Consider the following 12996-nt stretch of genomic DNA (forward strand, 5'->3'; position numbering starts at 1 on the left):
ATACAGTATAAAATTTAGGGGGATTTTTAATGAGTCGGCAAGAGCGAAGAAATATGATTGAATACATTAACAAAAAAAGAGAGTTGAGTACAGAAAAGCTAATTTATATGACAGATGAAGAAATAGAACATATCTATAACATCACCTACTTTCACTATGAACAAATAATTGAAGGTTAGTGCTTTTTTCTTAAATACTAGGCTTTGTTAAATGAGCATGTTGATCTCGCTGAATGCTCGCGGCATACCAACGGCGGTGAGATCCTTCAGCGCATTACTCCTACAAGGTCTCACGGGATATCCCGCAGGAGTCTCGCACCTTTCGCTCTCCAATCAACCTTAAGCTTTAACAAAGACAAGAACCAAATAAACTCATTTAGTAAAACCGTTTGTAACGGTTCTTTTTTTTGAAAAAATAAATAATACTCGTATTACAAAACAAAACATCATCGTCTCAATCGAGAAAATCAGTTCATAAAAAATTGTGCCAATTAAAAATATTCATACATAAATTAATTAACCTAGTATTCTCCTTTTCAATCCCCATTTTAGATGCTATAATTTAAAATAATTATAAATAATAATTTATAGTAATTATTACTTTTCTACGATAAAACGTTAAATAACTACTGAAAATAAGCGTATTAAGGATGATTTTTATTCTCAATTAAAAAAAGGAGGAGAGAATTTTGAACGCACAAACTAGAACAATAGATAATGATTCTCAATTGAGTTATGCACAAAACGTTCCAAATAGAATGACTAAAATAATTGAACACGGTGAGTTAATTGCAGCAATAACAAGCGGTTTCCTCATTGTCATCGCCTGGTTATTGTCTAAATCCAGCGGTAACGAATCTATCTCAATTGCATTTTTCCTAGCAGCTTTTATAATTGGCGGATACGCTAAAGCCAAAGAAGGTATAAAAGCCACTATTAATGAGCGAGAGTTAAATGTAGAAATGCTCATGATCTTCGCAGCCATTGGCTCGGCAATCATCGGTTATTGGGCCGAAGGTGCAATATTGATCTTTATATTCTCACTTAGTGGTGCTCTTGAAACATACACCATGAACAAAAGTAAGAAAGAAATATCAAGTTTAATGAAATTGCAGCCTGAAGAAGCGCTACTTATTACAAACGGTGTCGAAAATAAGGTTCATGTCAGTACGTTGGAAATAGGCGATGAAATTCTAGTAAAACCTGGTGAACGGATTCCGTCCGACGGTATGATCATTCGTGGACAAACAACGATTGATGAAGCGGCGATTACAGGTGAATCGATTCCTGTTTCAAAAGAAATTAATGAGAACGTGTTTGCAGGAACTGTTAACTTAAACGGTGCAATCGTTGTGGGTATTACGAAACGTGCTAATGAAACACTTTTTCAAAAAATCATTAACCTAGTGCAATCAGCTCAAAGTGAAAAATCTCCTTCACAGCTTTTTATTGAAAAATTTGAAGGTACGTATGTCAAAGTAGTATTGACCGTTGTATTGCTAATGATGTTTGTTCCACACTTTTTATTAGGCTGGAGTTGGACTGAAACTTTTTACCGGGCAATGATCTTTTTAGTAGTAGCATCACCCTGCGCTCTTGTTGCATCAATTATGCCTGCAACATTATCAGCAATATCTAATGGCGCTAAGCATGGTATTCTTTTCAAGGGCGGTGTTCATTTAGAAAAGCTAGCAGGCCTTCAAGCCATTGCCTTTGATAAAACAGGCACATTGACACGCGGAAAACCAGAGGTTACAGATGTAATCGTACGATCAGATATCGATGAGGAACAATTTTTAAAAATTACAGCATCTATTGAAAATCACTCTAATCACCCTTTAGCGCAAGCAATCGTTCAATACGCAAAAGCGAACAATTCATTTTCATTAACATTAGATGAACCTAGTGAATTTAAAGATGTTGCCGGCTGGGGTATCCAAGCAACACTATACAATAAACAATGGAAAATCGGCAAAAGCGGTTATGTTGGAAAAGAACTCGTTACTCAATTTGAAAATGGCGTTGGTAAAAAACTTGCGGAAGAAGGAAAAACGATTGTCTACGTTGCAGACGACGAAGGCATAGTAGGATTATTAGCGCTAAAAGATGTAGTTCGTGAAATTTCCAAACAAGCAATCCAGATATTAAAAGAAAACGGAATCTACACGATTATGCTTACAGGAGATGGCAACAGTACAGCAAAAGCCATCGCTAAAGAAAGCGGCATAGATCATTATATTTCGGAATGCCTGCCAGAAGAAAAAGTAGAGCATGTAAAAAAAATTCAAGATAAATTTGGAGAGGTTGCTATGGTAGGAGATGGAATTAATGACGCTCCTGCTCTTGCAACTGCTAATGTCGGAATTGCCATGGGTGAAGGCTCCGATGTTGCCTTAGAAACAGCAGATGTCGTTCTTATGAAGAATGATTTAACGAAGATATCTGATGCGATTGCTTTATCAATTCGCATGAATAAAATTATTAAACAAAACATTGTATTTTCCATATTAGTTATCATGTTTTTGATTGCGTCAAACTTCCTCCAAATTCTTGACCTTCCATACGGAGTTATCGGTCACGAAGGAAGTACTATCTTGGTTATACTAAATGGATTAAGATTACTAAAATAAGAACAGATTGTAATGGATAAGTTTGCATTGGTAATACCCACCCTAAAATCACAAAGTAAAAAGGCGACCTCGTAACGGTCGCCTTTTTACTTTGTCATGCCCTAGCCGGCGGGTTAAGGCATTTTTGCATTTTAATGATAGTTATTCTTTTTATTGGCGCTACCAGACGTCTTATGTTTTGTATTACTATGATTTTTCTTTTGATTTTTACCCATCGCTAACGCCTCCTACAAATGAGTTGAAAGCTATTTATTAACCGCCTTCTTTTATAGCATGCCCTGTTAACTCAACGTAATTAATGACAAATTCCTCTATTTATGAAAATGCAGCCCATTTAGCTTAATCATCGCATTTATTTCTCCACCTATAACAATTACCATGGCAGATAAATAAAACCAAATTAATAAAATGATAATACCACCAAGGCTTCCATAGGTAGCGGAGTAATTTCCGAAGTTTGTTACAAAATATGAAAAGGCAAGTGAAACAATTTGCCAACCTACAGTAGCAAATAAAGCTCCGATCCATACTTCTCTCATCGTTAATCGAATGTTAGGCGCAAACCGATACAAAGCAGCTAAAACAATTACCATAATAAAAAAACTTATAATAATTCGCATCACATTCCAAACACTTAAAAACGATTCTGATAAACCAAGGTTAGTAAAGATAAAAATACCGATTGCCTTTCCAAAAACGGGCAACAATAGTGCGACAATAATCACAATAATCATTGCAATTGTTAACACAATAGCCATTAATCTCGAGACAATAAAGGAACGGTTTTCTTTTACATCATACGCTCGATTCATCGCCCTTATAATCGCATTAATCCCATTAGAAGCAGACCAAATCGTTGCAATGACACCAAATGATAGCAATCCACCTCTTTGCTTATCCATGATTTCATTTAAGGTTGTTTCAATTAGGTGCATGGTTTGACCAGGAGCATATTCACTAACAATTCCTAACACGTCTACTTGGGAAATTGGTAAATACCCTATTAAGGTTATTAAAAAAATCAAAAACGGAAACAGAGATAAAAGAAAAAAATAGGCCAATTGTGCAGCTAAACCTACAACTTCGTCATGGTGAAACCTATAATAAAATTCTTCCCAAAAACCTTTAATGGTCGTAACCTTCTTATGAGTCATATACCCTCCGTATCTATTCGCGGTTTTCCTCATCTTCTTTTACTATTAGGTTTGGACTTGGTTTTTTTACCTGCTCGGTTGTTTCCTTTATATCATTTACTTTGTCCATAATAAATAATACATCTTCTGATAACTCTTCAATTTTATTCCTTGCATTTGTCACCTGATTCACTAGAGAAGTTATCGTCTCTTCAGGATTTTTTGCATAACTCCATAGTTTTCCTCCATACTTTTTTATATTTGTTGTTGTACTCAATCTTGTTTCCCGATCTAATAAAGAAATTGCTGCCCCTACTACTGCCCCAACAGCCATTCCTTTAAGTAATTTATTATTTTTATTCATATATATGACTCTCCTTTTTAGTTCCGCAACTTTCCAATATTTTCAACCCAATTATAACCCAACATCAACAATTCTTTAAACTGCTAATGTAAAAACATACTGGTCATTAATAATTTTAACAAACTGTTACGCGCAACTTAAAATATACAATTTCGAGTTGTTTCCGCAAGCCAAAATCTGAGATAATAATTATACTTTAATATTTATTAAAGATATTTAATGGTTTTAAACATTGTTATATACATTGATATATTAATGATCTTTCAAGGTGGTTTCTGAAAATTTTTACTATTTTTATAAAACAAAAAGTTATTGCATAAATATTAGTTCTGATTTATATTTATTACTATATTTTATAAGACGTTAAATTGAGCAAACTACTTATAGAACTAACTAAATTATAACCATTGAAATTGGGAGGAAAAAAGATGAAAAGTAAAACTATCAAATCGATGCTACTATTTTTACTTATTAGTTTTGTTTTAGTTTTAGGAGCTTGTGGCCAGTCTGAAACTGCACCAGAGGAGCCAACAGATACTGAAACAACAGAAGAAACTCAAGGTGATCAACAAGAACCGGCTTCAAAAGAAAAAGTAATCGTTGGAACGAATGCATTTTTTGCACCATTTGAATTTATGGAAACTGGTAAGGTTGTTGGTTTTGATATTGATCTTATTTCAGCAGTTTTAGATGAAGCAGGCTATGAATACGAAATCCAAAATAACGGATGGGAAGCATTATTCCAGAATGTTCAAAATGAATCAGTTGACATCGGCGCTTCTGCGATTACAATTACGGATGACCGTAAACAATCATACGACTTTTCAAGCCCTTATTTTGAAGCTAGACAAATGATTTTAGTTCCAGAAGGATCAGATATTAAAGGTTATTCGGATTTAAACGATAAATTAATCGGGGTACAAAATGGTACAACTGGTGATTTTGCAGCCCAAGAAATTTTGGGTGAAAAAAGCACGAATGTTAAAAAGTATGAGGATGCACCTACAGCTATTATGGCGATGCTAAGAGGAGAAACAGATGCAGTTATCGCTGATAATGCGGTTGTTAAGTATTACATTACTAGCAACCCTGATCAAAAGGTTGTAGCGATTGATGACGCAGAAAACTTCGAGTCTGAGTACTATGGCATCCTAATTCAAAAAGGAAATGAGCAGCTTAAAACAGATGTTAACGCTGCACTTAAAACAATAATGGAAAATGGCAAATTCACTGAGATTTATAAAAAGTGGATGGGCGAAGAACCTAACCTTGAAGCATTAAAGCAATAGTTTTAAAAAAAAAAACGTATTTGCAAATGACGATGTATTTCTTATACTTTCATCCTTTGATGAAGTTAAACTTCCATAAAGTATAAAATGAAAATTGCGTAACGGAAACTGCGTTACGCAATTTTCATATAGAAAAGGAGTTAAATCAAAATGGATTTTAAATGGAGCATCATAGCAGAATATCTGCCATTTTTTCTAAAAGGAATGCTACTAACAATTGGCGTATCAATTTCCGGGGTCCTTATTGGCAGCATTTTTGGTTTATTAATTGCCTTAGGTAAAATGTCATCTATTAAATTAGTTAGGTTGCCCTTTATTTGGTATATAAATTTTTTTCGTGGTACACCACTATTCGTTCAACTTTTACTCATTCACTTTGGAGTCGTGCCGCTATTTATGACACCTGCAAATCCGATTGTTTCCACAATAGTAACACTTTCTTTAAATTCCGCTGCATATGTGGCTGAGATTTTCCGTGGTGGGATCCAATCGATCGATAGAGGACAAACAGAAGCAGCGCGTTCTTTAGGAATGTCTAACTTTCAAACAATGAGGTATATTATTATTCCACAGGCTGTTAAGCGTATGATTCCACCTTTAGGAAATGAATTTATCGTACTTTTAAAAGACTCTTCGCTCGCAGCGATCATTGCAGCTCCTGAACTAATGTATTGGGGACGAGCTGCAGTTGGACAATATATGAGAGTTTGGGAACCATATTTAGCCGTTGCAGTTATCTACCTTATTCTCACCCTTTCATTAACATATCTTCTTAATTATATGGAACGCAAAATGGCAACAAGTTAATTGTCATTTTGAACAACTTTTAGTTTCTTATTATTTACATTGACATATTATTCGAAAAAATATATAAATTTATAGTACTACATGAAAGGAGGGAAATAATTATATGGAACTAATAGGAAAAATTAGCGAATTAGTTTGGGGACCCCCGATGCTTATTTTGATAGTCGGAACTGGTATCTTTTTAACACTACGTTTAGGTTTTTTACAACTTTCAACACTTCCCTACGCTCTAAAGCAAGCTTTTGGAAAGCAGCAGGACCAAAAGTCTAAAGGGGACATCTCGCATTACCAAGCACTTATGACCGCTCTAGCTGCAACTGTTGGAACCGGTAATATTGCTGGTGTTGCTACAGCAGTCGTGGCAGGTGGTCCGGGTGCAGTGTTTTGGATGTGGATTAGTGCTATTTTCGGAATGGCTACAAAGTATGCAGAAGGCGTACTTGCCGTTAAATATCGTGTAGAAGATGAAAATGGCGAAATGTCTGGTGGCCCAATGTATTATTTAGAACGAGGGCTAGGACAAAAATGGCTCGGTATTTTATTTGCAATTTTTGGTGCGATTGCAGCATTTGGAATAGGAAATATGGTTCAATCAAACTCTGTTTCAGAGATTGTTAAATCAACTTTTCATATTCCTACGTGGGTTACTGGTATTATATTAACTATATTAACAGCACTTGTTATTCTTGGTGGAATTAAAAGCATCGGTAAAGTTACTGCCTTTTTTGTACCAATTATGGCAGTATTCTATCTAATAGCTGGTCTTCTTGTTATGGTAATGAATTTTGACCTTATTCCAGCTGCATTTTCTTTAATTTTTACAGATGCATTTACTGGTGAAGCAGTTGCTGGTGGAGCGATCGGTACAGTTATTCGTTGGGGTGTTGCCCGCGGAGTATTCTCAAATGAAGCTGGTTTAGGTTCTGCACCTATAGCAGCAGCAGCAGCTAAAACAGATTATCCTGCTCGACAAGCACTCGTATCCATGACACAGGTGTTTATTGATACAATTATAATTTGTTCAATCACTGGTCTTACATTAGTTATGGGTGGAATTTATAAAGATGGTTTAACAGGTGCAGAATTAACATCTGCTACTTTCGAACAATTTTTAGGAGCAGCAGGTCCGATTGTAGTCGCAATTGGTTTAATTTTCTTCGCATTTTCTACAATTCTTGGCTGGTCTTATTACGGTGAGAAATGTTTCTCTTATCTATTTAGTAAATCTGCCGTTAAGTACTATCGTATCGTCTTTGTATTTGCTGTCTTTTTTGGGGCAATTTTATCACTTGATGCCGTTTGGGGAATTGCTGATATTATGAATGGTTTAATGGCTATTCCTAACCTAATCGGTTTACTAGGTTTAACTGGCGTAGTTGTAGCTGAAACGAAACGATTTAAACAGATAATGAGAGATGAAAAAGAAAACGCAAATCGTGCAGAAGTTTAAAAATATTAGGAGATTGCAAATTGCAATCTCCTCTTTTTATGATACGATAATAAGAAAAGCGGATCTTTTTATTAAAGAAAGGAAGTGCAAAATGGACTTAACTAATAAATCAGCCGAAAACGTAGAATTTATGATCAATGCAATTAAAGACAAGCTTCGCATGGTTAATGTTGGTGCCGTTAAAGCGGAACATTTTGATGGAGAAATGTACGAAGAACTGAAAGATATCTATGAAATGGTTATCGGGAAAGATTCGTTTAGTATTAGTGAAATGCAAGCAATTGCAGCCGAATTAGGTAACCTTCGCAAAGTATAGCAGATTTGCTGCTATACTTTTTTATTTTCTTATCTCGGGGTCCTTCTGAAGAGATTTATCACGTTTTCTTGGCACTGTTCGCCCTCATCAACATCTTCTGTAACATTTTCTGCTCATCGTATATAGGCAGCACAATATCCAATTCTAAAATAATCGATTAATTTTCCCCTTATACCGCTTAAACGCACTAGATCTACCCATTTTCCGTTTTTCCATTAACATATTAAATCGCAATAATTTTTCATTTAAACGTTTATTTAACTTTTCCTTTTCCTCTAGATCTTTGCAGCATGCTATTAAATCTTCTAATTTTAACATATCCTTTTTCAACTGAACTTCCTCCGGCACCATACCCGCATTTTTTAATATTTTATAACCCATACGCAGTTCGGAGGGTACAGCTGAATCATCATCAAAATTTAACGGTTTACCTTTTCCAGGCAATTTATCAAATTCACCATTTTTTATAGAGTCTTTAATTCTTTGTTCTACCAAATTTGTAAAGTAATCCAACTCTATCACTCCAACTCGGTTATACTGTCACTCTGCGCGTGATCATTCAGTTCTTTCTTTTCCTTTTTCAGTAACAGCAAAGTTCCTTGTCATCTTTTTAATATGCTCTACCTTTCTATAACGCAGCGCTGACCAATCATCATCTATTGCTACCTGACGTACAGGTTCAAACCCTTCATCAGCAAGTATACCTGTTACAGAATCACGACTACAGTCCGATCCTTTATACTTCTTGGACGTTTTTTTCGGATAGCACAACCATAAAAGACCATCCTCCACTAGAACTTCCGCTCCTTTTTTAGACCACATTTTAAGCTCTTCATTTGCAGTACCAAACACTTGCACGAATTGATATTGATCATTTATTACTTCTTTATGAACCTCCGCTTGAAAAGCTGCTAATATATCATTGTATTCAACAGGAGCATTCAATATTAATACTGGCTTGCTTTCATCTTTTAGCTGTAATTTTTTAATAACCGGATTCATATCAAATAACCTCACTTAGATAATATTATTTTAACCCTCATACATCACATAGTATAAACATATTATCTCCCTTTAAAATGAGCAAGTTATTTGCAGCTTGCTCATTACTAACAAAAGTTAAATAGCAAATCATGTATATTTTTACAAAATTGATACAAACTGCTGATAGAATATTTAAAGGAGTTTTTAGTTTGAGGTTTAAATCACTTATTTTAGCTGTAACATTAACGCTGTCTTCTTGTAGTTCAAGTGGGCAGCCTGATGCACCAAAAGTACAGCTATCATCATCGATAAGCGGAGAAAAAGAAGTAGAGAATGGCGAAAATACATGGATTGATATTACTACCAATTCAGGCGAAGTAAAGTACGATATGACAACTAACGCTAAAGATTTTATTGCTCAAAAAAATAACGCCTTTCAAAATATTACAAAGAACTTGAACAACCAAGAAAATAAAGATGTGTATTATGATTATTATGTTGCGGCCATGGAACTGGAAAGAGGACTGCAATTTGTTGAGGTTGAAGGTGTCTCTATTCGTAAGGACTTTAATAACCTACAACATCTTACTAGAATCATTAAAGATGAACAGCAAAAACGTGTAGAAAACTCAAATCCAGCAGATTTCGGGGAGTACAAAACAGCTATGATGAAAGATTGGAAGGCCCCAAGTGACCGGATGAAACGTGCAATAAATTATTTGACAAAATTATTAAATGACCTTGATATTACAATAAATCATGATGGAAATGGCAAGATATTCGGTTATGCTTATCAAGAGGATGGGCCAAAAACTGTAGAACTAGAAACCTTTCTCCAAGAAGATATACAACAACAATAATCTATTAAAGCCCATGTGAAGTCACTTTCACATGGGCTTTTACCTTTTTACATTTTTACTGTAAAGCGTTAATTTCTAACTTTGTAACAGGCAAGAAGGTCTCTCCTGTTTCCAAAAAGCTTACATTCACTGCATCGCCTTCTCTTAAATAAATAGCTAAAGGGCTGATTTCTGATGTAACTAAAAAGTTCTTCCCATTATCTAGTAAAAAGGAAACAATTGTGAATGACTCTGAACGTTCTTTGTAAACTCTTACAACCGTTCCACTGATTTGTTTCTGCTCTGCACGGGACGCTCCATCGACACTACTTCCACTTCGTTGTAAAGCAGTTTTATATTGTTTCAACGCAGCATTCGGTGTGTCAGCATATGCTGATATCTCAGGATTTGCCGCAGATACAATAAAGTAATTTTGCAAGAAACCATTAGGATCAAGTACCGGAGTTAACCAACTTGCTTCTCCATAAAAATTATATAAAATAGGCATTTCACCATTCCATTGCTTTTCAATAAATTTCTTTTCGATAATATCAAGAGCCCCTTGTGAATCCATATAGGAGTTTTCCAGATTCCCCGTATAATAGGTTGCTTCACCTGTTTTAGAATGCGTTAACGAGTAACCAAGCATAGAGTCAACCCCTTCTTTTGGGCTCGAGAAGTCAGTGAAATAATACATTTCTCCATTTTCATCAAACACAGGACTTACATTGGCTTCTGTTCCTTCATCCGACGGCAGCTTGACATCTTGTTTCCCAAACACACTATTCCAAAAACCATGGACATACTTTCCGAAATAGCTGTTATGCAAGCTCACACTTTCAGGTGAAACAGCACCATCAATAAAATTCGGAACTTCACTTAATGGAACATCTCCAGTTACACCATTTGTTGGGTCAACCATGATAATTCCGGTTGGCGTAAAACCGTTACGAGCAGAGATAAAATCTCCATACGTACGAATATAATATGGCTTACCTTCTTCATCCACCTCAAGTTGGACATCACCGTAAAATATATGTTTCGGATATTCCATACGGATAAGACGTTCCACACTTTTATTAAAATATGATGAAGGTGTGTAGACCATTTGACTTTCGATAAAGATTGGATTTGCTGAAGAGTCTGTTGCGCTTAATGTGAAGTAACCTGGTGTTTCTTTACCTTTTAACCATTTAAAAATCCCAGAAAATTCAACTGGAGCAATGTACACATATTCTCCATTGACCTTTTGTATTTGTAGATTGCCTAACTGGTAATAACTCGTATTCGGAACTTGACCAAATGATTTTTTCATTTTATTTCGAGCAAATTGCGGAGGGACACTGGCAGGTGTTTTCGTTTCATCAAAAGCTGTAATTTCTACTTCCTCTTGCATTTTTGCTAGTTCGAATTTTTCATCTGCATTAAACATTGGAGCAGCCAGGAAAAAGCCTCCTACTAATAAACTTGCTCCGAACAAACAAATCTTTAGAAAACGCTCTTTACCACTTGCAAACGATGCACCAATTGCTGTTATAACAATTAATAATGGCCATACTGAAGATATATTTCGATCGAGATTCGTTAGATAATAAAATACAAACACAACTGATAATAGCAGCACTACTGTAATAACAAGTAACGTAGTTTGGCCTACCTTTGATTTTTCCTTACTCTTATCATCCCTCTTATTCGTAAGTGGAAAAATTAACAATGCTGATGCTAGTGCAACGATGACTGAAAATAGTAATATATTACCCATTAAATCTCCCCTTATTTAAGATATAGACAGAACTTGTTTTTGTTATAGTATATATACGTTACCTCTAGTTCATTAGTTTCAAGCAGTTATTTCCAAAAAAGCAACTAAGAGAACGTTGTCCTAGGAGGTTCTCCCTGCAAGATTAACTAGGACCCGGCTAACGGTATTTACTCCGATTCTGACTCGTTTGATGGCTTTTCTGGGTTTCCTGTCAGAATCACGTTCGGATTCTGACTCGTTCCACTCCTTTTCTTCGTTTCCTGTCAGAATCAAGCCTGAATTCTGACTCGTTCCACCGCTTTTCTGGGTTTCCTGTCAGAATCACGGTAGGTTTCTGACTCGTTTGACGGCTTTTCTGGGCTTCCTGTCAGAATCACGCTCGGATTCTGACTCGTTCCACTCCTTTTCTTCGTTTCCTGTCAGAATCAAGCCTGAATTCTGACTCGTTCCACCGCTTTTCTGGGTTTCCTGTCAGAATCACGTTCGGATTCTGACTCGTTCCACTCCTTTTCTTCGTTTCCTGTCAGAATCAAGCCTGAATTCTGACTCGTTCCACCGCTTTTCTTCGTTTCCTGTCAGAATCAAGCCTGAATTCTGACTCGTTCCACTCCTTTTCTTCGTTTCCTGTCAGAATCTGGCCCGAATTCTGACTCGTTCCACTCCTTTTCTTCGTTTCCTGTCAGAATCACGCTCGGATTCTGACTCGTTTCACCGCTTTTCTGGGTTTCCTGTCAGAATCACGCCTGAATTCTGACTCGTTCCACTCCTTTTCTTCGTTTCCTGGCAGAATCTGGCCCGGATTCTGACTCGTTCCACCGCTTTTCTGGGCTTCCTGTCAGAATCACGGTAGGTTTCTGACTCGTTTGACGGCTTTTCTGGGCTTCCTGTCAGAATCACGCTCGGATTCTGACTCGTTTCACCGCTTTTCTGGGTTTCCTGTCAGAATCACGTTCGGATTCTGACTCGTTCCACTCCTTTTCTTCGTTTCCTGTCAGAATCACGCTCGGATTCTGACTCGTTTCACCGCTTTTCTGGGTTTCCTGTCAGAATCACGCCTGAATTCTGACTCGTTCCACTCCTTTTCTTCGTTTCTTGGCAGAATCTGGCCCGGATTCTGACTCGTTCCACTCCTTTTCTTCGTTTCCTGTCAGAATCAAGCCTGAATTCTGACTCGTTCCACCGCTTTTCTTCGTTTCCTGTCAGAATCACGCTAGAATTCTGACTCGTTCCACCGCTTTTCTTCGTTTCCTGTCAGAATCTGGCCCGGATTCTGACTCGTTCCACCGCTTTTCTTCGTTTCCTGTCAGAATGACGCCCCGTTTCTGACTCCACAACAGCAAACCTCACAACCTGTCAAAATCACACACCTATACTGACTCAGTCAGCAACTTTTCCTCCTTCACTTCCTACCTCTACTAATTCA

At 36.5% G+C, this 12996-nt stretch carries 12 protein-coding genes; 7 read left to right on the forward strand and 5 right to left on the reverse strand.

Annotated features, from left to right (window positions below; translation table 11 throughout):
- The first annotated feature begins 29 nt into the window (after positions 1 to 29).
- Positions 30 to 179, forward strand: a complete 150-nt coding sequence (locus tag C1724_RS16390; RefSeq protein WP_102347773.1) for a BH0509 family protein — start codon at positions 30 to 32, stop codon at positions 177 to 179.
- A gap of 509 nt (positions 180 to 688) precedes the next feature.
- Complete coding sequence (locus C1724_RS16395; protein WP_374703457.1) at positions 689 to 2629, forward strand: heavy metal translocating P-type ATPase; 1941 nt, start codon at positions 689 to 691, stop codon at positions 2627 to 2629.
- A 311-nt stretch (positions 2630 to 2940) separates the two neighbouring features.
- Here the strand turns inward: C1724_RS16395 and C1724_RS16400 are convergent, their stop codons facing one another.
- Both C1724_RS16400 and C1724_RS16405 read right to left on the reverse strand, forming a co-directional pair.
- Positions 2941 to 3783, reverse strand: a complete 843-nt coding sequence (locus tag C1724_RS16400; protein ID WP_102347774.1) for a YihY/virulence factor BrkB family protein — start codon at positions 3781 to 3783, stop codon at positions 2941 to 2943.
- A 13-nt stretch (positions 3784 to 3796) separates the two neighbouring features.
- Positions 3797 to 4126, reverse strand: coding sequence for a YtxH domain-containing protein (locus tag C1724_RS16405; RefSeq protein WP_102347775.1), 330 nt, complete (start codon positions 4124 to 4126; stop codon positions 3797 to 3799).
- 428 nt (positions 4127 to 4554) lie between these two features.
- Here C1724_RS16405 and C1724_RS16410 point away from each other — a divergent pair, with 428 nt between their 5' ends.
- The 4 genes from C1724_RS16410 to C1724_RS16425 all read left to right on the forward strand — a co-directional run bounded on the left by C1724_RS16410 (position 4555) and on the right by C1724_RS16425 (position 7988).
- Entirely contained in the window at positions 4555 to 5415 is an 861-nt protein-coding gene (locus C1724_RS16410) for a basic amino acid ABC transporter substrate-binding protein (RefSeq protein WP_102347776.1), read from the forward strand.
- Between the two features lie 150 nt (positions 5416 to 5565).
- Positions 5566 to 6222, forward strand: coding sequence for an amino acid ABC transporter permease (locus tag C1724_RS16415; RefSeq protein ID WP_102347777.1), 657 nt, complete (start codon positions 5566 to 5568; stop codon positions 6220 to 6222).
- A gap of 103 nt (positions 6223 to 6325) precedes the next feature.
- A complete protein-coding gene (locus C1724_RS16420; protein ID WP_102347778.1) occupies positions 6326 to 7672 on the forward strand; it encodes an alanine/glycine:cation symporter family protein in 1347 nt (448 codons plus the stop codon).
- Between the two features lie 91 nt (positions 7673 to 7763).
- On the forward strand, positions 7764 to 7988 hold the full coding sequence (locus C1724_RS16425) for a DUF1128 domain-containing protein (protein ID WP_102347779.1): 225 nt from the start codon (positions 7764 to 7766) through the stop codon (positions 7986 to 7988).
- A 144-nt stretch (positions 7989 to 8132) separates the two neighbouring features.
- Here C1724_RS16425 and C1724_RS16430 read toward each other — a convergent pair whose 3' ends face one another.
- Positions 8133 to 8501 (reverse strand): J-domain-containing protein, encoded by a 369-nt coding sequence (locus C1724_RS16430; RefSeq protein ID WP_102347780.1) that lies wholly within the window; start codon positions 8499 to 8501, stop codon positions 8133 to 8135.
- A gap of 42 nt (positions 8502 to 8543) precedes the next feature.
- Positions 8544 to 8990: a DUF3052 domain-containing protein gene (locus C1724_RS16435; protein ID WP_102347781.1), complete on the reverse strand. Its 447-nt coding sequence runs from the start codon at positions 8988 to 8990 to the stop codon at positions 8544 to 8546.
- A gap of 191 nt (positions 8991 to 9181) precedes the next feature.
- On the opposite strand from C1724_RS16435, the gene C1724_RS16440 reads away from it, so the two are divergent.
- Positions 9182 to 9832, forward strand: coding sequence for a hypothetical protein (locus C1724_RS16440; protein ID WP_102347782.1), 651 nt, complete (start codon positions 9182 to 9184; stop codon positions 9830 to 9832).
- A gap of 55 nt (positions 9833 to 9887) precedes the next feature.
- Here the strand turns inward: C1724_RS16440 and C1724_RS16445 are convergent, their stop codons facing one another.
- Positions 9888 to 11573 carry a hypothetical protein gene (locus C1724_RS16445; protein ID WP_102347783.1) on the reverse strand — a complete coding sequence of 562 codons (1686 nt, stop codon included), beginning with the start codon at positions 11571 to 11573 and terminating at the stop codon, positions 9888 to 9890.
- Positions 11574 to 12996 lie beyond the last annotated feature (1423 nt).

The sequence above is a fragment of the Bacillus sp. Marseille-P3661 genome, from assembly GCF_900240995.1.
Classification (GTDB): domain Bacteria; phylum Bacillota; class Bacilli; order Bacillales; family Bacillaceae_J; genus OESV01.

Excerpts from the sequence above, each read along its gene's own strand:
- C1724_RS16425 (WP_102347779.1), top strand. The coding sequence starts at position 7,764 with ATGGACTTAACTAATAAATCAGCCGAAAACGTAGAATTTATGATCAAT.
- C1724_RS16415 (WP_102347777.1), top strand. The coding sequence starts at position 5,566 with ATGGATTTTAAATGGAGCATCATAGCAGAATATCTGCCATTTTTTCTA.
- C1724_RS16410 (WP_102347776.1), top strand. The coding sequence starts at position 4,555 with ATGAAAAGTAAAACTATCAAATCGATGCTACTATTTTTACTTATTAGT.
- C1724_RS16420 (WP_102347778.1), top strand. The coding sequence starts at position 6,326 with ATGGAACTAATAGGAAAAATTAGCGAATTAGTTTGGGGACCCCCGATG.
- C1724_RS16435 (WP_102347781.1), bottom strand. The coding sequence starts at position 8,990 with ATGAATCCGGTTATTAAAAAATTACAGCTAAAAGATGAAAGCAAGCCA.
- C1724_RS16445 (WP_102347783.1), bottom strand. The coding sequence starts at position 11,573 with ATGGGTAATATATTACTATTTTCAGTCATCGTTGCACTAGCATCAGCA.
- C1724_RS16405 (WP_102347775.1), bottom strand. The coding sequence starts at position 4,126 with ATGAATAAAAATAATAAATTACTTAAAGGAATGGCTGTTGGGGCAGTA.
- C1724_RS16390 (WP_102347773.1), top strand. The coding sequence starts at position 30 with ATGAGTCGGCAAGAGCGAAGAAATATGATTGAATACATTAACAAAAAA.
- C1724_RS16400 (WP_102347774.1), bottom strand. The coding sequence starts at position 3,783 with ATGACTCATAAGAAGGTTACGACCATTAAAGGTTTTTGGGAAGAATTT.